This is a genomic window from Bacillus sp. N6, assembly GCF_052805735.1.
Genome location: NZ_CM127843.1, coordinates 3,507,957 through 3,532,239, shown reverse-complemented (window position 1 = coordinate 3,532,239; position 24,283 = coordinate 3,507,957). Strand labels below are relative to the sequence as shown.

Sequence of the window (24,283 nt, the reverse complement as noted above, 5' to 3'; positions counted from 1 at the left end):
AACAGGAGGAGAGTAAATGGAGAATCATTCATCTTTAAGAGAAGAGAAAAATAAGCAAAAATATAAAAAGAAAACGATAATAAGTTTACTACTGGCGGTATTACTATTTGGTGGAATTGGCTATGGAGCCTATGTATATATGAAAACTTCTAGTCTCGTACAAAAATCTAATTTGAATTTAGCACGAGGTGAAAAATCCAATTTACGTGAGAAATCTGTAAAGCCAATTGCAAATCATGTTTCACTTTTAATTATGGGAATTGATGAAAATCAAGAACGACAAAAGGAATATAATGGTGCATTTCATACAGATGCATTATTGTTAGCGACTTTTAATAAAGACGATAAAACAGTGAAATTAACGAGCATACCGCGTGATACATATACATATGTTCCAGTTGAAAAGAAAAAAGATAAAATAACCCATGCATATGGAAGTGGTTTTGTTAAAAATGGTACAGATGGAGGACCGCAAGCTTCTGTGGAAGCGGTAGAAAAATTGTTACAGGTGCCCGTTGATTATTTTGTGAAATTTAATTTTGGTTCCTTTACTAAAATTGTTGATGGGTTAGATGGTATTGAAGTGGATGTCCCGGTTGAATTTACGGAGCAAAATAGTAAAGATGAACCTGATGCGATTCATTTGAAAAAAGGATTACAAAAATTAAATGGCGAAGAAGCACTTGCACTAGCAAGAACGCGCCATATTGATAGTGATGCAATGAGAGGACAGCGCCAACAACTTGTTATTGAAGCGATTTTAAGTAAATTAAAAAGTGTAGGATCGATTACGAAGCTAGAAAAAATAGTTGAGGCGGTTGATAGTGATTTTAAAACAAATTTAGTAATGGATGATATTTTATCTTTTTATAAATACGGTTTAAACGGTTCAGTTGAAAAAATACAATTAGCTGGTGATGATTTATACTTACCTAATGGCCCAAACGGGCAACGTGTATATTATTATAACCCTAATAAAAAAGATCTACAGAGTTTGAGTAATACTCTTAGAACACATCTAGGGTTAAGTGAAAAGCAAATTGAGGAGAATTAAAGCAGACGAAATGTCTGCTTTTTTATTTTGGTAGAAAAGAGGTTTGTTACGATATACATTATTTATTAACAATAATTTACAAGTTTTTTTATAGTGAAGGGATATAAAGACTATTAAATCAATACATAGAATTCCATGAGGTATAGTGTTTCGAAAGGTTAAGGAATTTTTATGAATATTACTGTAAAAAAATAATTTTTTAAAAATTTTCAATAATAACACTTTACAAAACTCAAAAAATTAGTAGAATAATAGTTAATAAGAATCTTCTGATAAATATATAAAGAAAAACAGAATTATCAGAAAATTCTTAAATGAGAGCGTTAAGAATTAGGGAGGGTACAGAAAGTGAAAAAGAAAAAAATCAAAAAATTAACAGCAGTTGTAGCACCAGTTTTAGCAATGAGTATGGCATTGACAGCATGTTCTACATCAGGCGGAGATAAGAAGACAAACACAAATTCTAGCTCTGGCGGAGATAGCAAATCAGAAGAAAAATTAGCAGCGAAACAAGTACTAAATCGTACAGAAACAAATGAGATTCCAACGATGGATACTTCAAAAAATACAGATGTATTAGGTTCTCAAATTTTAGGGAACACAATGGAAGGTTTATATCGATTAGATAAAGATAACAAACCAATCCCAGCTGCGGCAGAATCAAGCACAAAGAGTGAGGATGGTAAAAAATATACATTCAAATTACGTAAAGATGCAAAATGGTCAAATGGTGATCCTGTAACAGCGAAAGATTTCGTATACGCATGGCAACGCCTATTAGATCCAAAAACAGCTGCTGAGTATGCATTTATTGCATTTCCAATTAAAAATGCGGAAGCGGTGAATAAAGGTGAAAAACCTGTAGCAGAGCTAGGAGTAAAAGCGGTAGATGACTATACGCTTGAAGTTGAGTTAGAACAAGCAGTACCATACTTCTTAAACTTAGTAGCGTTCCCATCGTACTATCCATTAAATGAGAAGTTCGTGAAGGAAAAAGGAGATAAATATGGTTTAGAGTCTGATACAACAGTATATAACGGACCGTTCGTTCTTACTGATTGGAAGCATGAGCAAGGTTGGAAATTAAAGAAAAACGACCAATATTGGGATAAAAAGACTGTAAAACTAGATGAAATTAACTATAGTGTAGTAAAAGAAGTAGCTACAAGAGTAAATTTATATGATACAAATGCAATTGATTTTGCACTTCTATCAGGTGAATTCGTTGATAAGTATAGAAATAATAAAGAAGAGTTTGGCACATATTCACAAGTAAGCACATACTTCTTACGTCTGAACCAAAAACGTGGCGGACAAGATACACCGTTAAAGAGCCAAAAATTACGTGAAGCAATCGCGCTTTCTATTGATAAGAAAAATCTATCAAATGTAATTTTAAATGATGGATCTAAACCTGCGGACTTCTTAGTACCAAAAGGATTAGCAACCGGACCGGATGGTAAAGATTTCCAAGAAACATTTAAAAATGGTATTAAGCCAGATGCGAAAAAAGCAGCAGCTGCATGGAATGAAGCGAAAAAAGAACTTGGAAAAGACCAAGTTACAATTGAGCTATTAAACTATGATACTGGTAATGCGAAAAAAGTTGGAGAATATGTAAAAGACCAGATCGAGAAAAACTTAAAAGGTGTAACAGTTAATATTAAACTTCAGCCATTCAAACAAAAGTTAAAATTAGAAACAGAGCAAGATTATGATTTATCATTTGCTGGTTGGGGACCTGACTACGCTGACCCAATGACATTCTTAGATATGTTCCAGTCTAATCATTCTCATAACCAAATGAGCTTCGCTGATTCTAAGTATGATGATATGATTAAAAAAGCTGGTGGAGAATTAATGGGTGACGCGAAGAAACGTTGGGAAGAGCTAGGAAAAGCTGAAAAATTACTTCTTGAGAAAGATGTAGCACTTGTACCTTTATACCAACGTGGTGATGCATATGTTCAAAAACCAAATGCAAAAGGCATCGTTCACCATAACATTAGCCCAGAGTATAGCTTCAAGTGGGCATATATGACTGAAAAAGATGGAAAATAATTTTTAAATAGTGGTTTTATCTTTAAGTGGATATATGAAGTTCCTTATCTTATTCTTGCATTGAGAATCTCACTGTCCACAATAGAAGGATAAAATAATAGAGCATTCCAAAGGTAGATTCTTTACTTTTGGAATGCTTTTTATTATGAGATTAAATGTAAAAAAACAATGGATATAAGGTTTCTATTATGAAAAAATAATTTTTAGAATATTTTAAAAATAACTTTACAAAACTAGAAAAAATAGTAGAATATTAATTAATAAGAATTTTCTGATAACTAGTTATTAGGAAATTACTCAAATTTAGTTTCGTACATATAATTGGGGAGGGTACAAAAATGAAGAAAAAGATGAAAAAGTTCACGGCGGTTGTAGCGCCGGTATTAGCAATGAGTATGGCGTTAACAGCATGTTCTGGATCAGGTGGGGAGAAGAAAACGACTACGACGTCTAGTGGTGGGGAAGATAAAAAGTCTGATATTAAATATGCAGCGAAGCAAGTGTTAAATCGTACAGAGAATCAAGAAATTCCGACAATGGATACTTCTAAGTCTACTGATACGTTAGGGGCACAAATTTTAGGAAACACGATGGAAGGATTATATCGTCTTGATAAAGATAATAAGCCAATCCCGGCTGCGGCAGAATCTAGTACGAAAAGCGAGGATGGCAAAAAATATACATTTAAACTGCGTAAAGACGCAAAATGGTCGAATGGTGATCCAGTAACAGCGAAAGATTTTGTATTTGCATGGCAGCGCTTACTTGATAAAAATACAGCGGCAGAATATGCGTTTATTGCCTACTATATTAAAAATGCAGAGGCGATTAATAAAGGTGAAAAACCTGTAACAGAATTAGGAGCAAAAGCGGTAGACGATTATACACTAGAAGTAGAACTAGAGAAACCAGTACCGTACTTCTTAAACTTATTAGCATTCCCGTCATACTATCCGCTAAATGAAAAATTCGTAAAAGAAAAAGGAGATAAATACGGTTTAGAAGCTGACACGACAGTGTATAACGGTCCATTTGTTATGGCTTCATGGAAACATGAACAAGGATGGCAGCTAAAGAAAAATGATAAATATTGGGATAACAAGACTGTGAAATTAGAAGAAATTAATTATAGTGTAGTAAAAGAAGTTGCGACGAAAGTAAACTTATATGATACAGGATCAATTGACTTTACATTACTATCAGGAGAATTTGTAGATAAATATAAATCGAACAAAGATGAGTACGGTGAGTATTCAGAAGCAAGTACATTCTTCTTACGTTTAAATCAAAAGCGTAACGGACAAGATACACCGTTAAAGAGCAAAAAGCTTCGTGAAGCAATTGCGTTATCAGTTGATAAAAAAGGATTGGCAAATGTAATTTTAAATAATGGATCAAAAGCAACGGATCAATTGGTGCCAAAAGGACTTGCGACAGGACCAGACGGTAAAGATTACCAAGATACATTTAAAAATGGTTTGAAATATGATCCGAAAAAAGGTGCAGCAGCTTGGGAAGCAGCGAAAAAAGAACTTGGAAAAGATCAAGTGACAATTGAATTACTAAGTTATGATGATGGAACTGCGAAAAAGATTGCTGATTATGTTAAAGATCAAATTGAGAAAAACTTAAAAGGTGTAACGATTAATACAAAGATTCAGCCGTTTAAACAAAAATTAAAATTAGAGACTGCACAAGATTATGAAATCTCTTATGCAGGTTGGAGTCCAGACTACGCGGATCCAATGACGTTTATCGATATGTTCGAGTCGAAGAGCCCGTATAACCAAATGAGTTACTCAAATGCAAAATATGATGATATGGTAGAAAAAGCAGGTAATGAATTAATGGGTGATGCGAAGAAGCGTTGGGAAACGTTAGGAAAAGCTGAAAAACTATTCCTTGAAGAAGATGCTGGGCTAGTTCCTTTATATCAAACAGGAAGAGCGTATGTAATGAAACCGAATGTTAAAGGAATTGTGAAACACAATATTAGTCCAGAATATAGCTTTAAGTGGGCTTATGTAACGGAAGGAAAATAATAAAAAAAGCGTTTTAAAAGTAGATTATTTATTTTTAAAACGCTCTTTTACTATTTAATTAAATTTAAATAAGTAGAGACGAATAAGAAAAGTGGTACTTACATATAGTAGATGTGGGAGAATTCGTATAGTAGTAATAGATAGGTATTATAAAAATAATAAATTAATTATTTAGAATATTCATAAAAAACTTTACAAATCAAGAAAAAATAGTAGAATAATAATTAGTAAGAATTTTCTAATAATATATTTTAAAAGAAAGTCTCTCAAAGTTAATTTCGTACATATAATTGGGGAGGGTACAAGAATGAAGAAAAAGATGAAAAAGTTCACGGCGGTTGTAGCACCAGTTTTAGCAATGAGTGTGGCGTTAACAGCATGTTCTGGATCTTCTGGTGGGGAGAAGAAAACGACTACGACGTCTAATAGTGGCGGGGAAGAGAAAAAATCCGATATTAAATATGCAGCACAGCAAGTAATGAATCGTACAGAAACGAATGAAATTCCGACTATGGATACTTCTAAAAATACAGATACGTTAGGTTCTCAAATTTTAGGAAACACGATGGAAGGGTTATATCGTCTAGATAAAGATAACAAGCCAATTCCAGCGGCGGCAGAATCTAGTACGAAAAGCGAGGATGGCAAAAAATATACATTCAAATTACGAAAAGATGCAAAATGGTCAAACGGTGATCCTGTAACAGCGAAAGATTTCGTATTTGCATGGCAACGTCTAGTAGATCCAAAAACAGCTGCTGAGTATGCGTTTATTGCTTACTATCTTAAAAATGCAGAGGCAATAAATCAAGGGAAAGCAGAAGTTTCTACATTAGGTGTAAAAGCGGTAGATGATTATACGCTGGAAGTTGAACTAGAGAGACCAGTACCATATTTCTTAAATTTAATGGCATTCGCGTCATACTATCCATTAAATGAAAAGTTCGTAAAAGAAAAAGGAGATAAATACGGTTTAGAGTCTGATACGACAGTTTATAATGGACCGTTTGTACTTACTGATTGGAAGCATGAACAAGGTTGGAAATTAAAGAGAAATGATCAGTATTGGGATAAAAAGACTGTAAAACTAGAAGAAATCAACTATAGTGTAGTAAAAGAACCAGCTACAAGAGTAAATTTATATGATACAGGTGCGATTGATTTTACACTTTTATCAGGTGAATTTGTTGATAAGTATAGAAATAATAAAGAAGAGTTTGGTGCATATTCAGAAACAAGTACGTTTTACTTGCGTCTAAATCAAAAACGTGGTGGGCAAGATACACCGTTAAAGAGTAAAAAATTACGTGAAGCAATTGCATTATCAATCGATAAGAAAGCTTTAACGAATGTCATTTTAAATGATGGTTCAAAACCAGTGGATTATTTAGTACCAAAAGGTTTAGCAGCTGGACCAGATGGTAAAGATTTCGCAGAAACGTTTAAAAATGGTTTAAAACAAGACTCTAAAAAGGCAGCAGCAGCCTGGGAAGCTGCGAAAAAAGAACTTGGAAAAGATCAAGTGACAATAGAGCTATTAAATTATGATACTGGTAATGCGAAAAAGGTTGGGGAGTATGTAAAAGATCAAATTGAAAAGAATTTAAAGGGTGTAACAGTAAATATTAAACTGCAACCATTTAAGCAAAAACTAAAATTAGAATCAGACCAAGATTATGATTTCTCATATGGCGGCTGGAATCCAGATTATGCGGATCCAATGACATATCTTGATATGTTTGAAACGAAAAATTCACAGAATCAGATGAGCTATTCAAATTCAAAATATGATGACATTATTAATAAAAGTAAGACGGAATGGATGGCTGATGCAAAAAAACGTTGGACAGAGCTAGGGAAAGCAGAAAAACTGTTACTTGAAGAAGATGTAGCGCTCGTACCTTTATATCAAAGTGGTAGATCGTATGTTATGAAACCAAATGTAAAGGGAATTGTAAAACATAATATTAGTCCGGAATATAGTTTCAAATGGGCGTATGTAGAAGAGAAATAGTAAAAGAAAAAAGCGTTTTCAAGTTGTAACATTGCACTTGAAAATGCTTTTTTTCTGTGCACTATTTTTTTGAGGATGAATATATGTATTATAGAAAACTTGAAGGAGAGTCCTATGAAGCGAAACACATACATCGATTTCCTAGCTTATTACGGAATAGGAAGTGCTCATCCTGGTGGTTTTACGTTAACAAAACAATTGTTAGCACAACTGCCTTTTAAATATGGAGCGAATGTCCTTGAAATAGGTTGCGGTACGGGAAAAACAGCGGCATATATGACAAGGGAATTTGGTTATAAAGTAACAACTGTTGAAAAGAATGAAATTATGATTCAAAAGGCAAAAGATAGATGGTTGTTTGAAGGGTTAGATATACAATTAATTGAAGGAAGTGTAGAGCAATTACCTTGTTTGAATAACTCATTTGAGTTCGTACTTGGAGAATCAATCATCGCTTTTACAGAGAAAGAAAGGGTTATCTCGGAGTGTTACCGTGTATTACAGCAGGACGGTAAGCTTGTTGTCATTGAAATGATTATTGATAGGCACATTGATAAGGGTGAGGAAGAAAAAATCGCCCAATTATATGGCATGAAAGAACTATTAACTGAGAATGAGTGGGTACAATTATTTCAGAAAGCAAATTTTAAAAGAATTACAATTGCTGGCGGTGGCACGATTGCAGAAACAATCTCTGGCTATGTAGAAGAGCCAGAGTGGAATGTATCCTCACATATTCCGAATGAGTTATATGAGGCGTGGGTACAGCATGAAAATGTACGGCTTATGTACCAACACATTTTAGGGCATCGTATTTTTATATGTGAAAAATAAAGAGAAAGAGTTGGCTAAAGGTAGTCAACTCTTTACTATGTTAAATGAAAAATAATGCAGCTAATGTAATTCCGAAGATGAAACCAAATCCGAGTTCAACACCCCAGCCACAACCGCCGCCACCCCAGCCGCCGCCACCACAACTACCGCAACCACGGCCACCACATCCGCAACTGCTGAATCCACCACCGCATCCGAATCCGCAACTATCACATCTGCTAAGGCCGCCGCAAAGGTCACAACCACCGTTTGCATAAGCATCATAGTATCCGAATCCTGAATCAAAAGATGAGCGCTGTTGCACCGGTTCGATCCATACAGAGTTTTGTGTCAAATCAATTATTTTACCTAAATGTATACGGCCATCACGGTCTTCAATCCGAACAACTTTTCCGAAATAACGTCGGCATGTATCATAACATTTTTGTCTATGCATGTTCTTTCCTCCTTCCGCATTACAGTAATACGATATGTAAGGGGGACAAGTGCGGCTTGTACGAATGTCCTATCTATCATAATTTTATAGGAAAGGGGAAATATAAGAAGAGGATATATAAGGAGGAAAAGGCATGAAATCTACAGATCAGTTTCAGACATACGAAGTACCGTGGGAAGAATTTATTGAAGTGTTGCGAGAGGAAATGAAGAAGCAAGTAGGGGCAGATATTATTGATACAGTAGTTTGCAATTTAGAAGATGGTTTTGAAGTGTATACATATGTGCAGGGGGATTTAGATTTTGAATATAAGGAAGGGCTTGAGAGAAAATATGGAAGTGATGCGAAGATACCTAATGTGTTAACGATAATGTTATTAGCTAGTATTTATAATACAAGTGAAGCGAATATACGCTTGCATGCGGATAATAAAGAGAATCCGATTGTTGAAGTGTATGTAAAGCAATGAAACACGCTGTGAAAAGCGTGTTTTTTATTTGTATGATAAAATGTTAGAAAATTGAGAAATGAGGTGGGGGATTGGGAATTAAACATCTTAATTTAACAGTTACAGATGTAACAGCATCTAGAGCGTTTTTAGAGAGGTATTTTGGTTTAATTTGTAGTGGAACAAGGGGGAATGCCTTTGCAGTTATGCGTGATAATGATGGATTTATACTAACTTTAATGAAAGGAAAAGAAGTTCAGTATCCAAAAACATTTCATGTAGGATTTCCACAAGAAAGTGAAGAACAAGTAGATAAGATAAATCAAAGATTGAAGGAAGATGGATTTTTGGTGGAGCCTCCCAAGCATGTCCATGCGTATACGTTTTACGTTGAAGCACCTGGTGGATTTACAATAGAAGTGATGTGTTAAGTTAAAAATCAAACTTTTTGTTATGTGTTTTTAAAATAAAAAGTAGGAAAAGTCTGTTTTAAGCGTGGAGCTTAAACAGGCTTTTTTACTTATATAATTGGATAGAGAATGCTAGAAGGAATATTACCAAGTGTATAATCTGTTTACATAATAAAGTTATGGTGGGTTAGTTGTCCTAAAATACAAGTCATATATCTTGTTTCCTCTCATAGATTTAAACATAGGAATTTGTCTACAAAGGTGGCGAAGCCTCATCATGAAAATCCGAATTTGTGCCACGTTCATGTTGTTTCTATTTATATGTTTACCTTTATCAGCTTTTGCAAAAGGAGAGGAGGCAAAGGAAAGGGTCGTTTCACTTGTATATGACGATTCGGGCAGCATGAGAAATAACGATCGCTGGAAATATGCCAATTATGCTTTGCAAAGTTTAGTTGCGCTATTAGATGAAAAAGATAAATTTTCTTACGTTCCAATGAGTAAGCCGAATGATCCATTAAACATTTCGTTAACGAAGGATAAAAGGCAAACAGAAATTGAGGGGATTGGAGCGTGGAAAACGTATTTAAATACTCCATTTAGCGCGGTAGAAACGGCGATGCAATCTATAAAAAAGGAAGCAGATATAGATGGAAAACGTGAATTTTGGCTTATTGTATTAACTGACGGGGCATTTAATGATTTAGAGAAAGATAAGGTTGGCGGAAAAGAACAAATTTTGCAGAAATTAGCCCAGTTTAAGAAAGAAATGGATGCAAAAAAGATATCGTTACACCCAGTCTTAATTACGATGGAAGAAGATTTAGGACAACAAGAAAAAGAACAATTAAACACGTTCAAAGAAATATGGAAGAAAGAGATAAATGGTGTTACTATGCCGTCAAGCGGAGAAGATGGCATTGTAAAAAGTGTAAATCAAGTGGCAGCATTAGTTGCAAATCGTGATCCATTCTCCTCTGTTGAATCGATTGTAAAAACGAAAGTAGTGGGGAAAAGAGTAGAGATTACAACACCGTTTCCATTAAAGCGTATGACGCTTGTACGACAATCGCCTTCTCTGCCCGATTATCAGGTCACACAAATTTCTAAACCATTACAATTACAATCTTCTTTTTCCATACATGCACCAGGAGAAGCAAAATTGTTCGGAAATATAGTTCATATAAGTACGGAAAATCAGGAAGTTATTAAACCAGGAACTTATACGATAGAAGTGGACCAGGACATTGAGAAAGAAGGACTACAAGTACTAGTTGAACCAGCGCTTAATTATACGGTTTCTACTTATGACAAAGATGATAGTAGTCAAAAAAATGTAGAGGAAATGTACGAAGGTGTTACTGCTGTTATTGAAGCAAAGCCTACGGAGTTGCCAGTTCAGTCTTCTTACTTTCAGGCAGAAGTAGAAATAGACGGAAAACAATATCCGATGAAGTGGGACGATAAGAGGCATGTGTTTTATTACGAAACTAAGCTTGGTAAAGGGTTAGTACGCGGGAAAGTTCATATGAATATAAAGGGGTTTTATAGACAGACGAAAGAATTTAAAATTGAAACAGCTGAGAAACCAAAATTATCACTTCAAACTGTTACAAAAGATTATGAAGAAAAAGTGACAAATTTAGAGAATAGTAAACCATTTGTTTTGCAGCCACAGTTAGATGGTAAGCCGATGACAGAAGAAGCTGTAAAAAAACTATTAAAATCTACTGGTATCACATCTAAACAATCAATCAATTATGAAATAAAGCAACATGGAAATCAGATCTATGTTTATCCTCGTCCCTATTACTCCGACACATTTAATTTTACAGATACTGGCACCGTAGAAGCTACCATCGTAATGCAGGATTCAAAATTACAAGAAGTAAAGAAAAACATAAGATTCCATATTCAAGATGCTCCGTTTTATGAAAAATATGCGCTTATTTTTAAGTTTGTCATTCCTATCACTTTATTACTACTAGTAGTAGGAATCATTGTTTTAGGATGGATTGTTCGGCCAAGATTTCACCGGAAAGCACTACTGTATTATGAATGGGATCAAGAGGTAGCGAAAGATTGGCTATATCAATCTGAACCAGAATTACTTCGAAATAAATGGTGGAACCATTATTTTGGTATCCCATTTAGAGCAGAAAGAAAAACAGTGCAATCCGTTACGTTTATAGCGAAGAAAGGTTCGAAATCTGTCTTTGTAGCGAAAGAATCACAAGTAGTTGGAATGATTATTGATGGGATGTTTATAACAGAGGATGAAGTAGGAATGGAACATAAGACACTATATCCAAATGAACTTTTACTAATTGATAGAGGATATGGTAAGGAGATTTACAAGTACGAATGTGAATAGTAGATAGGGAAAAGAAGGGGATGGAGTATTGATTCTCTTTCCCTTTTTTCAAACAAGCAAGAATAGGAAGGTGGTTCACATGACATTACAAGTTCCAACAATATTAATTGGTTTAGGTGGAATCGGTAGTACTGTGACGCATCAAATATATGAAAAATTGCCTGAAGAGCGCCGGAAAAAGGTAGCAATGCACGTATTTGATACAGATGTGAATACATTAAGTAAATTTGATCATATTCGAAAGTTTAAGACACAAACAAGTTCTAGTAAAACGCCTAGGGAGTATATTGCGGGAGATCCAACGATCCCAGAGTGGTTTCCGATGGATCCGACTATACTTGATAAGCCATTAACAGAAGGAGCAGGACAGTTACGCGTCATTTCACGTTTAGCGTTACGTGCTGCGATGAAAGAAGATAAATTAACGTCCTTTTGGCAAGAAATTGAGAAAATTTTTCCGGTTACAAGTGATCAAACGGAATATGGTGTGCGTGTCATTATAGTAACATCACTAGCAGGCGGAACAGGTTCGGGGATGTTTCTGCAAATTGCATTATATTTACGTGAAATGCTTCGGAAGAAATTGCAGCATCATAACATTTTAATACGCGGTGCGTTTTTAATGCCGGATGTTTTAGTAAAGACGAGAACAGTTAGTGCGAAAGAGTTTGAAACGGTGCAAGCGAACGGCTATGCATCGTTAAAAGAATTACATGCTATTACACTCGGTTCTACTGGAGAATTATCAAAACGCGGCGGTGTAACAATTGAATTAGAGTATCGCCCTGATCAAGTAGATGAAGACGGAAGAACAAATCATACAATTAAACAACATCATTTACCGTACAATTATTGTTTCTTATACGATTATGAAAACCTACATGGACACCATTTACACAATTTATCAGATTATATGGAACAGATGGCAAATACAATTTATTTACAGTTATTTAGCCCGATGTCCACAAGTCATTTTGCACAAGAAGACAATCAAATTCAGCAATTAGCAGAATCAAGCGGAAAAGGACGATATTGCGGGGCAGGAACGGCAAAACTCATTTATCCGTATGAGCATGTGTTAAAATATTGTGCTTTAAAATGGGCTGTGCAAGGTTTAGATGAATCGTGGCTTCATTTAGATCAACTGTTTCAAGAGAAGAAGCAAAGATATGACCAAGATGTAAAACGTGGGATGCAGCGCGAAAAGCCGGAGAGAGGTAAAAGTTATTTAGAGGACTTGGAACATCTTGCTACCCGTCCAGAGCAAGCTCATATTTTCTATAGACAAATGTACAATGAAACACGTGAAGGAGCAGAGGGTGGTAAGCTCGGAGTTGCGAAATCAAAACTGTTTTTAGAAGCTGTAGAAAGTTATGTACAACGCACGGTGCAAAAAGATGAGGAATTAAATCGTCTGCAACATGAGTGTAAAATTTCAGCTGCGAAACTGAAAATGATGGAACAAATGAAAGGTGAAGTAGCAAGAGTGGATCACGCGGTTCGCTTATATGCATATGCGATTCCGAGCCGTGTACATGAACATGTAACGACACTTTTATATGACATGATTGAATCAGACCGCTTTTCACCAAGTGGTTCTGAAGGGCAGTCCTATCAATTAAATACATGGTTTTTAAAGAAAACAGATCCAGTTCACCCAGTAGCAGCACGTTTTATGTTATATGAAATTCGAAAACAGTTAGTAGAAAAAATGAATCGATTACATGAAAATAATGAACAAAAGCGTAATGTAATTCAAAACTACGATAAAAAATTTAATGTAGGTAATATCGATGGCACGGTAACGGCTGTACGCCGAGTAGAAATTGCTCAACAACAAGGCTGGTTCGGAAAAATGATTAATAATCAGCAACGTTTATTCAAAAGAGAATTTGAAGACATCGTAACGCAATATGTACACAAATTAAATGAATATCGAAAAGAAATGCTATTAGAACTTGTATATCAATCGCTATATCAGGCAGTTAATAAAATGATTCAATATTGGGAAAGATTTTTTGATAATTTACATGAAACACGTGAAAATTTATTGTTTGAAATCCAAAAGCGCAGTAAGGAATTTGAAGGGAAAACAAACCCGACGAATGTTTATGTATTAGCAGAGGAACAGCTGCAAGAAAAGATATGGCAAGATATGCAGCAACATTTAAATTTAGGGGTACTACCGAAAGATATATCAGCGGAAATTTATATGAGTTTGTATGGGGAATATTGTCGTGATGCGAAAACAGAAGAGATTCAGTCGAAAAAGGTAGAGGATTTCTATCGCGAACATATACTGAGCTATTGTTATGACGAACTGCAAGTACGCTATCGTGATAAATTAGAATTGAATATTATTGAAGCGTTGCGAAAAGAAGCAGATTATAAGAAACGTGATCGCGATGAATACGTGCGTGAAAAAATTGAAGACCTGTTCCATTTAGCAAGTCCATTCATTCCGAAAGTTGCTCATCATAGGGAATTACAATATTGGGGTATACATCCTTCTTTAAAGAAAGAGCTACAAGAGGAATTGATTCAAGAAATGTTTAAAGAAAAAGATACAGTACACGAAGCCTTTTCGCCATTTGAAGTGATCTGTTATCGAGCACATTATGGCTTATCGCTGCAAGATTTTCCTAAATTATCATCAGGACATATTTCAAACGGATTTATGAATGATAAAGGGGACTATTTCCAATCGTATTATCGCCGTGTAAACAAATTAAATAGTAAAAAATCTAGTTTAACGCCGCATTTAGATAAGTATTGGCACTTACCAGCCTTTATGCCAGATTTGAATGCGACTCAAACAAAATTAGATTATGATAAATGTAATCGTGCCTTACTATACGCATATATGTATCGCTGGATTAGTTTAGTTGCTGTTGATGGACAGTTTGTGTATCAATATAACGGTGTAGGACGTAGCTTTTTAATTCAGTCGATGGGGAAAAATATTTCAAGCGAAAGTTATAAATTACACAGAGCATTGCTTCATAATCCGTTTATTTATGAAAACATCTTGTCACGATTTGAAGAAGAGCAAGAAAAGGCGATGATACAAGGTGGACATTTATATACACATCCGTTCGTATTAGGAGCCCAAGATGTAAGATGGCTTAGAAAAGAACATGTCCACAATCTTTTAGACATGATTTTAATGTATGACCGTGAAGCGAAGTATGATCCGACGTTAGAAGAAACATCAGATGAATTATTAAGACTATTCCTTGATGAAATCGAGTTGTATTTCCAGAACTATTACGGTACAGGTGCTGATATGGTTGCAAAGAAAGAGAAAGAAATGTTTATTAAACAATTGTGGGATCGCTCGCATGCGAAAGGATATGTAGATCCAAATAGCGCTCCGTATAAAAAATGGCAAAATTTATTAAGTGTTCAAGATGAAGAAGAAACGCCAAAAACGAATGTATAGTGAATGAAAAGGGAATCCTTAAAAGTGGCAATACAACTTTAGAAAAGAGGGATTCTGATGCCGTTTTTAGGAAGTGTATATCAAATATTTGGGTTATATCCGGAACTTTATTATGGGATGATTTCAGCAGAGTTGCAAGAGGAAGCTCAGAAGGAGCATCTTGAAAATAGTAGTGCAGAAGCTGAAGTGGAAGAATAAAAAAAGTGCAGATGAAAATCTGCACTTTTTTGTTAGTATTAAAATGGTGAAATAACCTCAAATGAATTATTATTTTTAAATAATAATTCATTTTCATTACATACAATTTTCATTACATTGTATGTAATGAAAATTGTATGAAAATCAATGTAATAAAATGCATATGAATATTAAGGTGGAAAACAACAATGTTTTTAAGAAAATAATTATGTATAAAAATAACACTTTATACATAATCAACCGATTATTTTTGAGTGATTTATTATTGACAATATAATTAATTGTATGATAAATTCAATCAGCATTCTTAATGGTTTTTTGGTATGATTAATATTTTGAAAATTCAATACGGTATAAAGAGATTGAATTTTCTGTTTTTTGAGACGGGTTACTAAGTCTATAGGGGAAGTGAACTATGTATATTTTTATTTTTAAAATAGAACAGTAATAAAGAATGTAACAAGTAAGAGATAAACTTGAAAAAGAGGTTTCAAAGAATGAGTCTTTTCATAAAGAAAGCAATGGATGAAGAAAAGAAAAAAGTATTGAATCAAACTTTAGGAGCGATTGATTTAACTCTTTTAGGTATTGGAGCAATTATTGGTACAGGTATTTTCGTATTAACTGGTATTGTAGCAGCGAAACATGCTGGTCCGGCGATTGTATTATCTTTTGTATTAGCGGCAATTATATGTGCATGTGTAGCTTTCTGTTATGCTGAATTTGCATCTACAGTTCCAGTTTCGGGAAGTGTATATTCATATACATATATGACACTAGGTGAGATTTTTGCATTTATAGTTGGCTGGTGTGTTATGCTGGAGTATTTATTAGCGACTTCTGCGGTTGCAGCAGGCTGGTCAGCATATTTTCAGTCACTGCTACTAGGTTTTAATATTCACATTCCTACGGTTTTTGCTTCGGCACCAGGAATGGGGAAGGGTGGAATCATTGATTTACCAGCAGTTCTTATTATTTTAGTTGTTACATTTTTATTAAGCCGTGGTGCAAAAGAAAGTGCACGAATTAATAATATAATGGTTATTATTAAACTGGCTGTTATTGTAGGATTTATTGTTGTAGGGACACAATATGTAAGACCAGAGAATTGGCAACCATTTCTACCGTTTGGTTTTCACGGTGTGGTAGGGGGCGCTGCTACTGTATTTTTTGCTTTTTTAGGATTTGATGCAGTTGCAACAGCCGCAGAGGAAGTGAAGCGTCCACAACGTAACGTGCCAATTGGGCTACTTGTTTCCTTGTTCATTTGTACCGTTCTATATGTAGGTGTTTCATTCGTGCTAACTGGAATGGTTCCGTTTACGGAATTAAATGTTGCTGATCCGGTTGCATATGCGTTGCGCACTGTAGGAGAAGATAGAATTGCTGGGTTGTTATCGGTGGGAGCGATAGCAGGGCTAACAACAGTTCTGTTAGTAGCTATGTTTGCATTTGTTCGTGTATCTTATTCGATGAGTCGAGATGGACTGTTACCAAAAAGACTTTCAAGTGTCCATAAAGGTTTACAAACTCCATTTTTTAATACGTGGGTTACAGGTATACTAGCAGCTTTATTAGCGGGATTAGTGGATTTGAATTTATTAGCTAATTTAGTGAATATGGGAACGATAACAGCATTTGTGTTTGTATCTATAGCTGTCATTGTATTAAGAAAGACACATCCTGATATGAAGAGGCCATTCCGTGCCCCTCTAGTACCTTTTTTACCTATCGTTTCAATAGTAAGTTGTATATATTTGGCTTTGAACCTTTCTAAGCTTACTTTAATTAGTTTTGTGGCATGGATTATAATAGGCGTTTTCATATATTTTGTATATGCTAAAAAACATAGTAATGTTAGAAATGGAAATAGAGTATAGTCCATTGAAATAATACTTGTAATGGAAATGAAAACACGCTACTTATTCATATAAGAACAAGTAGCGTATTTTTTCTATTTAATAATCCCATTTTCTAAAATTTTAATAGTTGGTGCCACTTTCACATTAGCTTTTGAAAAGGCACTTGGCCAATCATCTTCAACTTGTTTCCATTCTTTATATTGAAACGCTCTCGCATAATCACCAAATCCGAATGGATCAAGTTGCTGTTTTTGAATTTTGTGGATTAAATCGTTTAAATCATTGTTTAGTTGTTTTGTAATAAGAGAAGTTAATTTTTTTCTATCATTTTCTATATCCATGTTGAATGTAAGTTCAGATACGGCAATTTTTAAATCCATTTTAATATTAAATTTGAAGCGGTTATCGCTATAGTCTGTACCGATATCATGATTCATACTAAGAACATTTATTGTTATAAAATCGTCGCCTTTTGTATCTTTTAGATGGCTATTACTTTCAACTAAATTAGAGGGGATTTTCATTGTAAGTGAAACGGGTATATTAGCTTTCTTTTGCACCATAAGAAGAAGGGCACTTTCGTAGCGATTTAAAGACATCTTATAAGTTCCACGAGAGGTTAATAGTGCCGAACCGGTAACAATAACATCTTTCTTCCCTTTTTTTATTTCTGAAATAGCAGGAGTTACGCCTTTATTAAAAGTTTGTCTATGAAATTCATGGAATGTCGTAAACACGGTCCGATTGTATAGTTTGTTCGTATTAATTAAATCTGTTAAATATTCAGGAAGAGCAGGCTTATCTTTGAAATTATTATATATAACAGAAGAAATGGGGCCATCTACTGCAACCATGCGCATATTCCCTGTATTTTTAGGGTCGCGATACCAAACATCCAGATAAGGCATAGCTCCTTCTTGTTTTAAAAAATTCGTGCTAAACAATATAAGCTGTAACTTTTCTGTGGACACTAAACCGCTGCTTGAACTGTTAAACGTATCTTTTGCTTCTCGGGGTGTATGTACTTTCGCTTCATGAATTTCGTACTTTTTCTCTACATCTTCATTGAAAATAGGATTTACGTGATACACAATTAATTTTCCTTTTGCTTTTGCGTCAAAACCGTAAATTAATGAGATGGATTGTTTTTCTAAATCAAGCCGATCTTCACAGCCTGCTAAAAAAATTATGAGAAAACAAAATATAATAAAATGAATAAAGCGTCTCATTTAAACTTTTCTCCTTTTCCAATGCTGATAAAGTGTCATGTATAAGAGAAATACAACTGGGAATAGAAAAACGATAAAATAACTAGCAGTTCCCCAAAATTCTCGCAACGAACTTATCTGATAAGAAGAAGGGATATAAAAGAATAAGATGAAAATACACCCGAATAATAAAAAATAAATAGGTAATGAACTGCCTTTTTTGTTAAGTAATTGATTAATACCATCTGAAGCAGTAAAAATATAAGGAATACAGGAATCAAAAATAATAAAGAGATAAAATGACAAAAAGATAATTTCAAACCGCTCAAGAAATGAGAAATGAAACGGTGTAACAAGAGAAAGAGTTGGCCATAAAAACTTTGTTATACCATCTGGACTAAAATAAATAAAAGAAACGAACGTGATTTGAAGATAAATAAATAACGTAATCAAATTTGCAATAACAATTCCTTTTTTTGCAGATGCTTTGTTAGTTAAATAAGGATAAAGGACAAACGCAAACTCGAATCCGAGAAACGCAATGATAGTTGATTTTACGGTGTTTATAATTGGTAGCCATCCTTCCTTGATAAGAGGAAGAAGATATATAAAATGCCCATCTTTAAGAGGAATAAATAATAATAATGGCATCCAAAGTGTAAAGATGACAGTGAAAACAGCAAAACGACTAATAATAAGTGCTCCTTTACATGCAAGCATAAGCATTGGAATAGATAGCAAAATCATAATTAAAGACATAGGAGATCTAGGTAAAATCCAAATATGAATAACGTATAAGAGGGAAAAAATTAAGGAAACAGCTGCGAGTACAGCATATAAAATCCAAAAAATCATTACTACTCTTCCTAGCCATTTTCCAAGATAGCGTATCAGCACATCAAGTAAAGTATATCCTGGATGTTTTTCCATGATTTTTACAATACATAGACTGACTAAAGTAGTAATGACACATCCGATAATAATAGACATCCAGCCATCTGTATTCGCTCCTTGTGCAACTTCACGCGGAAGTGTAAGTACGCCGAATCCGACTTGAACACCACTAATAGTTAAAATGTATTGAAATAAAGTGATCTCCCTCTTTGCACGTTTTGTCACTAATTCTCCTCCTTTTCTTCAACATCTCTTTGCCGGTTATCTTGTTTTAATTGTAGAGATAGTGGCCGTTTCTTCATAATTTTCCATGGGAAACGTATAAGGGTATCTTTTAAATCCGAAGCATATGACGGAGAAAAAGGACTACCATATGGTACACCAAGTGATTCCATAGAAAGAATATGGATGATAATGATTGCCATTCCAACCATAATTCCAATGACGCCAAATAAAGAGGCGGCTATCATCATTGGGAATCGAAGAAGCCGAATTCCTGCTGACATTTCTAAGTTAGGAATAATGAAGGAGGCAACCGCAGTAATTGATACGACGATAACCATAACGTTACTCACAATCCCAGCTTGAACCGCAGCTTGTCCAATTACAATTCCTCCTACGACGCCGATTGTTTGTCCAACAGGCCCAGGAAGCCGAATCGCTGCTTCTCGGAGCATTTCGAGAACTAATTCCATTAATAAAGCTTCTAATATGGGAGGAAAAGGAATTTTGGCTCGAGATTCTCCAATCGTTAACAACAATTTGAGCGGAATCACTTCATAATGGAAGGAAATCATAGCAATATAAAGAGCAGGAGCAAATATTGCAATAAATAGCCCAGTGAAACGAAGGAGTCGTATAAAAGATGGAATCATAGGTCTGAAGCTGTAATCATCTATCGTCTGAAAGAAGGATGAAAAGGTCATAGGTCCTATTAATACGCCTGGTGAGCGATCTACAACAACAGCAATTCGCCCATTTAAAATATGATGTGCCGTTGTGTCAGGACGTTCAGTGATAGACAATTGTGGGAAGAGAGTATAGGAATTATCTTCAACAAATCCTTCTAATTCACCGGTAGTAAGAATAGCATCTACTTTGATTGATTCAATGCGGCATGCCATATCTTGTACAACATCTTCGTTTGTAACATCTGCAAGATAAAGTAAAAAAACTTTAGAGGTTGCTCGTTCGCCAACAGTGAATTCCTTCACTTTTAATTCGCGATTTGGAATATAGCGACGAATAAGTGCGATACTATCACTTGCCACTTCATTAAATCCTTCGTGTGAGCTTTTTATGGAAGTCTCTGTTGTAGGTTCTTCAATACTCCTTTTTGGCGCCGCTTGCGTATCTAGTTCTAAAGCTGATAATTGCCCGTTTATAAATAAAATACTTTTGCCATGTAAGAGAGATTGCTCAATGTCTATCCACTTCTGAACTTTTTTAATATTCCCTATAGAAACAGAAGATTCCCAAAAATCATCTTCATTCCATTCTTTAAATAAGAGAGGACGAAGAATATCTACATTAATAACAGTTTTATCTACAAGTCCTTCCATATATATAAGAGCAGCTTCTTTTCCGTTTTTTAACGGGAAAGTGCGTGTAATTAATTCTGGAATACCACTAAATAATTTGGATAAGTGTTTAAGATTAAGCGGCATGGAGGAAGAAATTTCTTTATTTAATACAGTTTCAGATTGCTCATGAGTAGAGAAAGATTTTTCGCCCCTTATCCATTTTCGAAAAGATCCCATATATTCACCTTATTCCTCGTTGAACTTTATATGGGTTATTATGGATAGTTACATACAGACATATGCGCAGTTTAAAATTTATATTGTATATTTGTACATTTAACGCTATAATTATAGTGTTAAAGATGGAATCGTGATATGACCTGTTATGAATCTATCGTTTTATTTATGAATAAATGGATTGGTATTTTAGCAAGATGTGCTAATAAACTACTCCACCATGATGATAGCGTGCCCAAAATGTGGTGCGTATATTTTCGTGGTGGAGTTTTTTTATTCTCAAAAAGGGGGAGAGACCATGAATGACAACATGGTTCATATTACAATTGACGGAAAAAAGTATACAGCGGAGCCTGGTTCAACGATATTGGGTGTTATTAATGAGAACGGGATTGAACATCCGCAAATTTGTTACGTGCCAGAAGTAGATCCTATTCAAACATGTGACACTTGTATTGTAGAAGTTGACGGAAAGTTAATGCGTTCTTGTTCGACGATAGCAACGGAAGGTATGGACATTGAACGTGCTTCTGTTCGCGCAAAAGAAGCACAAACAGAGGCGATGGATCGGTTACTAGAAAATCATTTATTATACTGTACAGTATGTGACAACAACAATGGGAACTGTAAACTGCATAATACAGCAGAATTAATGGAAATTGAACATCAAAAATATCCTTATGAACCGAAAGTAGATGTAAGTGAAGTTGATATGACGCATCCGTTTTATCGCTATGACCCTAATCAATGTATTGCATGCGGTCAATGCGTTGAGGTGTGTCAAAACTTACAAGTAAATGAAACGTTATCGATAGACTGGGAAGCGGAACGCCCACGAGTTATTTGGGATGAAGGAGTAAATATTAATGATTCTTCATGCGTTAGCTGTGGTCAATGTGTAACGATTTGCCCTTGTAACGCTTTAATGGAGAAAACGATGCTCGGTGAAGCTGGATTTATGACGGGATTAAAACCAGATATTCTTGAACCGATGGTAGATTTAATTAAAGAAGTTGAGCCTGGATATAGCGGTATTTTTGCGGTATCAGAAGTGGAAGCGGCCATGCGTGATACTCGTACGAAGAAAACGAAAACAGTATGTACATTTTGTGGTGTAGGTTGTTCGTTTGAAGTGTGGACGAAGGGGCGTAAAATCCTTAAAGTACAGCCATCTTCAGATGCACCAGTTAACGCAATTTCCACTTGTGTAAAAGGGAAATTTGGTTGGGATTTCGTAAATTCTAAAGAACGAATTACAAAACCTTTAATTCGTAAAAATGGAACGTTTGTTGAATCTACATGGGAAGAAGCACTGAATGTAGTTGCAAATAAATTAGGTACTATTAAAGAAGAGTACGGTAAAGGTTCTATCGGATTTATTTCTTCCTCTAAAATTACAAATGAAGATAATTATGTAATTCAAAAATTAGCTCGACAAGTATTTGGAACGAATAATATTGATAACTGCTCACGTTATTGCCAATCACCAGCAACGGATGGTTTGTTCCGTACAATTGGTATGGGCGGTGATGCAGGAACGATTAAAGATATTGCGCAATCTGGTCTTGTTATTATTGTAGGATGTAATCCGACAGAAGGTCATCCTGTTTTAGCTACACGTATTAAACGTGCACATAAATTACACGGACAAAAGTTAATTGTAGCTGATCTTCGTAAAACAGAAATGGCAGAGCGATCAGATGTCTTTATTAGTCCAAAACAAGGAACAGATCAAGTTTGGTTAATGGCTGTTACAAAATATATGATTGATCGAGGTTGGCATGATCAGGAATTTATTAATGAGAATGTAAACTTCTTTGAAGATTTCAAAGAAAGTCTAGAAGAATATACACTTGCATATGCAGAAGAAGTAACAGGTATTTCAAAAGAAACACTTATTCAAATGGCTGAAATGATTCGTGATGCAGATGGTACATGTATCCTTTGGGGTATGGGGGTAACGCAAAATACAGGTGGTTCTGATACTTCCGCTGCAATTTCAAACTTACTTCTTGCAACAGGGAACTATCGTCGTCCAGGAGCAGGTGCATACCCACTTCGAGGTCACAATAACGTACAAGGTGCTTGTGATATGGGTACTTTACCAGGATGGCTTCCAGGATATCAGCACGTTACTAACGAAATGGAACGTGCGAAATTTGAAACTGCTTACGGAGTGAAAATTGATAGTGAACCAGGTCTTAATAATATTGAAATGCTTCACGCAATTGACGAAGGAAAAATGAAAGCAATGTATCTTGTCGGAGAAGATATGGCTCTTGTAGATTCTAATGCAAATCATGTACATGAAGTGTTGTCGAGCCTTGATTTCTTCGTTGTGCAAGATGTTTTCCTTTCTAAAACTGCTCAATATGCAGATGTTGTATTACCAGCAGCGCCATCTCTTGAGAAAGAAGGTACTTTCACAAATACAGAGCGCCGTGTCCAAAGATTATATCAAGTTCTTCCTACGCTAGGAGATGCGAAACCAGACTGGTGGATCGTCCAGGAGGTTGCGAATAAACTAGGGGCAAACTGGAATTATAGCCACCCAAGTGAAATCTTTGCTGAAATGGCAAGTTTATCACCATTATTCTCGCAAGCGAACTATGAAGTGCTTGAAGGATGGAACAGTTTCCATTGGGGAAGTTTTGATGGAACAAATACACCACTTCTGTTCCAAGATGGATTTAACTTCCCAGATAAAAAAGCTCGTTTTGCGATTGCTGACTGGGTACGTCCAGCTGAATTTCCAGCGGAGTTCGACCTTCACATTAACAACGGTCGTATGCTTGAGCATTTCCATGAAGGGAATATGACAAATAAATCAACAGGTATTCAAACGAAAGTACCTGGTGTTTTCGTTGAAGTCTCTCCAGACCTTGCAAAAGAACGTGGCGTAAAAACAGGTTCGTTAGTTCGTCTTGTCTCTCCTTTTGGAGCATTAAAATTACGTGCACTCGTTACAGATCGTGTAAAAGCGAATGAGTTATATTTACCGATGAACTCTACAGATAACGAAACGGCAATTAATTTCTTAACAGGTCCTGCTGTGGATGTACGTACGAATACACCTGCGTATAAACAAACGAAAGTGCGTATGGAAGTGTTAGAAGTTGATGGCGAAAATCCGATGCCAAAAGCGAACCCACGCAATAAAAAACGTCACCCTCAAGCTGGAATTGAGGTACATCGTAAGTGGGCACGTCCAGGGTATGTGCATTTAACGGATAAGTAGGAGGAGAA

The 24,283-nt window shown here is 35.3% G+C and carries 16 protein-coding genes; 12 read left to right on the top strand and 4 right to left on the bottom strand.

From position 1 onward, the window contains the following. Window positions 1-16: 16 nt before the first annotated feature. The 5 genes from ACUXVC_RS18070 to ACUXVC_RS18050 all read left to right on the top strand — a co-directional run bounded on the left by ACUXVC_RS18070 (window position 17) and on the right by ACUXVC_RS18050 (window position 8,005). Complete coding sequence (locus ACUXVC_RS18070) at window positions 17-1,054, top strand: LCP family protein (protein ID WP_000427599.1); 1,038 nt, start codon at window positions 17-19, stop codon at window positions 1,052-1,054. 348 nt (window positions 1,055-1,402) lie between these two features. After that, entirely contained in the window at window positions 1,403-3,115 is a 1,713-nt protein-coding gene (locus ACUXVC_RS18065; protein ID WP_446025806.1) for a peptide ABC transporter substrate-binding protein, read from the top strand. 338 nt (window positions 3,116-3,453) lie between these two features. Continuing rightward, window positions 3,454-5,157, top strand: coding sequence for a peptide ABC transporter substrate-binding protein (locus ACUXVC_RS18060; RefSeq protein WP_016080688.1), 1,704 nt, complete (start codon window positions 3,454-3,456; stop codon window positions 5,155-5,157). 307 nt (window positions 5,158-5,464) lie between these two features. After that, a complete protein-coding gene (locus ACUXVC_RS18055; RefSeq protein ID WP_446025805.1) occupies window positions 5,465-7,171 on the top strand; it encodes a peptide ABC transporter substrate-binding protein in 1,707 nt (568 codons plus the stop codon). 114 nt (window positions 7,172-7,285) lie between these two features. Continuing rightward, window positions 7,286-8,005, top strand: coding sequence for a class I SAM-dependent methyltransferase (locus tag ACUXVC_RS18050; RefSeq protein ID WP_000828255.1), 720 nt, complete (start codon window positions 7,286-7,288; stop codon window positions 8,003-8,005). A 40-nt stretch (window positions 8,006-8,045) separates the two neighbouring features. Here the strand turns inward: ACUXVC_RS18050 and ACUXVC_RS18045 are convergent, their stop codons facing one another. Next, the gene (locus tag ACUXVC_RS18045; protein ID WP_053563839.1) at window positions 8,046-8,441 is read right to left on the bottom strand and encodes a hypothetical protein; all 396 of its coding nucleotides are present in this window, start codon (window positions 8,439-8,441) and stop codon (window positions 8,046-8,048) included. 133 nt (window positions 8,442-8,574) lie between these two features. Between ACUXVC_RS18045 and ACUXVC_RS18040 the strand changes: the two genes are divergently transcribed. From ACUXVC_RS18040 to ACUXVC_RS18015, 6 genes are all read left to right on the top strand, one after another. Then, a complete protein-coding gene (locus tag ACUXVC_RS18040) occupies window positions 8,575-8,910 on the top strand; it encodes a hypothetical protein (RefSeq protein ID WP_446025804.1) in 336 nt (111 codons plus the stop codon). A gap of 71 nt (window positions 8,911-8,981) precedes the next feature. Beyond that, on the top strand, window positions 8,982-9,320 hold the full coding sequence (locus ACUXVC_RS18035; protein ID WP_071731384.1) for a VOC family protein: 339 nt from the start codon (window positions 8,982-8,984) through the stop codon (window positions 9,318-9,320). 256 nt (window positions 9,321-9,576) lie between these two features. Beyond that, window positions 9,577-11,673 carry a vWA domain-containing protein gene (locus ACUXVC_RS18030; RefSeq protein ID WP_446025803.1) on the top strand — a complete coding sequence of 699 codons (2,097 nt, stop codon included), beginning with the start codon at window positions 9,577-9,579 and terminating at the stop codon, window positions 11,671-11,673. A 79-nt stretch (window positions 11,674-11,752) separates the two neighbouring features. Beyond that, window positions 11,753-15,115, top strand: coding sequence for a tubulin-like doman-containing protein (locus ACUXVC_RS18025; RefSeq protein WP_098391452.1), 3,363 nt, complete (start codon window positions 11,753-11,755; stop codon window positions 15,113-15,115). Window positions 15,116-15,172: 57 nt separating this feature from the next. Beyond that, entirely contained in the window at window positions 15,173-15,313 is a 141-nt protein-coding gene (locus ACUXVC_RS18020; RefSeq protein ID WP_001116193.1) for a hypothetical protein, read from the top strand. Between the two features lie 497 nt (window positions 15,314-15,810). Next, the gene (locus tag ACUXVC_RS18015; protein WP_446025802.1) at window positions 15,811-17,193 is read left to right on the top strand and encodes an APC family permease; all 1,383 of its coding nucleotides are present in this window, start codon (window positions 15,811-15,813) and stop codon (window positions 17,191-17,193) included. A gap of 74 nt (window positions 17,194-17,267) precedes the next feature. On the opposite strand, the gene ACUXVC_RS18010 is transcribed toward ACUXVC_RS18015, so the two are convergent. From ACUXVC_RS18010 to ACUXVC_RS18000, 3 genes are read right to left on the bottom strand one after another with little or no spacing between them, the layout of a single operon-like run. Continuing rightward, window positions 17,268-18,404 carry a Ger(x)C family spore germination protein gene (locus ACUXVC_RS18010; protein ID WP_053563841.1) on the bottom strand — a complete coding sequence of 379 codons (1,137 nt, stop codon included), beginning with the start codon at window positions 18,402-18,404 and terminating at the stop codon, window positions 17,268-17,270. Continuing rightward, window positions 18,405-19,502, bottom strand: a complete 1,098-nt coding sequence (locus ACUXVC_RS18005) for an endospore germination permease (protein ID WP_000166524.1) — start codon at window positions 19,500-19,502, stop codon at window positions 18,405-18,407. It lies immediately after the preceding gene. Beyond that, window positions 19,502-21,037, bottom strand: a complete 1,536-nt coding sequence (locus ACUXVC_RS18000) for a spore germination protein (RefSeq protein ID WP_000534548.1) — start codon at window positions 21,035-21,037, stop codon at window positions 19,502-19,504. Before ACUXVC_RS18000 ends, ACUXVC_RS18005 begins: the two co-directional genes overlap by 1 nt. A 298-nt stretch (window positions 21,038-21,335) precedes the next feature. Between ACUXVC_RS18000 and fdhF the strand changes: the two genes are divergently transcribed. Next, a complete protein-coding gene (gene fdhF, locus ACUXVC_RS17995) occupies window positions 21,336-24,275 on the top strand; it encodes a formate dehydrogenase subunit alpha (protein WP_053563843.1) in 2,940 nt (979 codons plus the stop codon). The last annotated feature ends 8 nt before the right edge of the window (window positions 24,276-24,283 follow it).

Coding starts and splice junctions, on each gene's coding strand:
- ACUXVC_RS18040 (WP_446025804.1), top strand. CDS start 8,575: ATGAAATCTACAGATCAGTTTCAGACATACGAAGTACCGTGGGAAGAA.
- ACUXVC_RS18015 (WP_446025802.1), top strand. CDS start 15,811: ATGAGTCTTTTCATAAAGAAAGCAATGGATGAAGAAAAGAAAAAAGTA.
- ACUXVC_RS18045 (WP_053563839.1), bottom strand. CDS start 8,441: ATGCATAGACAAAAATGTTATGATACATGCCGACGTTATTTCGGAAAA.
- ACUXVC_RS18055 (WP_446025805.1), top strand. CDS start 5,465: ATGAAGAAAAAGATGAAAAAGTTCACGGCGGTTGTAGCACCAGTTTTA.
- fdhF (WP_053563843.1), top strand. CDS start 21,336: ATGAATGACAACATGGTTCATATTACAATTGACGGAAAAAAGTATACA.
- ACUXVC_RS18020 (WP_001116193.1), top strand. CDS start 15,173: ATGCCGTTTTTAGGAAGTGTATATCAAATATTTGGGTTATATCCGGAA.
- ACUXVC_RS18070 (WP_000427599.1), top strand. CDS start 17: ATGGAGAATCATTCATCTTTAAGAGAAGAGAAAAATAAGCAAAAATAT.
- ACUXVC_RS18025 (WP_098391452.1), top strand. CDS start 11,753: ATGACATTACAAGTTCCAACAATATTAATTGGTTTAGGTGGAATCGGT.
- ACUXVC_RS18010 (WP_053563841.1), bottom strand. CDS start 18,404: ATGAGACGCTTTATTCATTTTATTATATTTTGTTTTCTCATAATTTTT.
- ACUXVC_RS18030 (WP_446025803.1), top strand. CDS start 9,577: ATGAAAATCCGAATTTGTGCCACGTTCATGTTGTTTCTATTTATATGT.
- ACUXVC_RS18050 (WP_000828255.1), top strand. CDS start 7,286: ATGAAGCGAAACACATACATCGATTTCCTAGCTTATTACGGAATAGGA.
- ACUXVC_RS18060 (WP_016080688.1), top strand. CDS start 3,454: ATGAAGAAAAAGATGAAAAAGTTCACGGCGGTTGTAGCGCCGGTATTA.
- ACUXVC_RS18000 (WP_000534548.1), bottom strand. CDS start 21,037: ATGGGATCTTTTCGAAAATGGATAAGGGGCGAAAAATCTTTCTCTACT.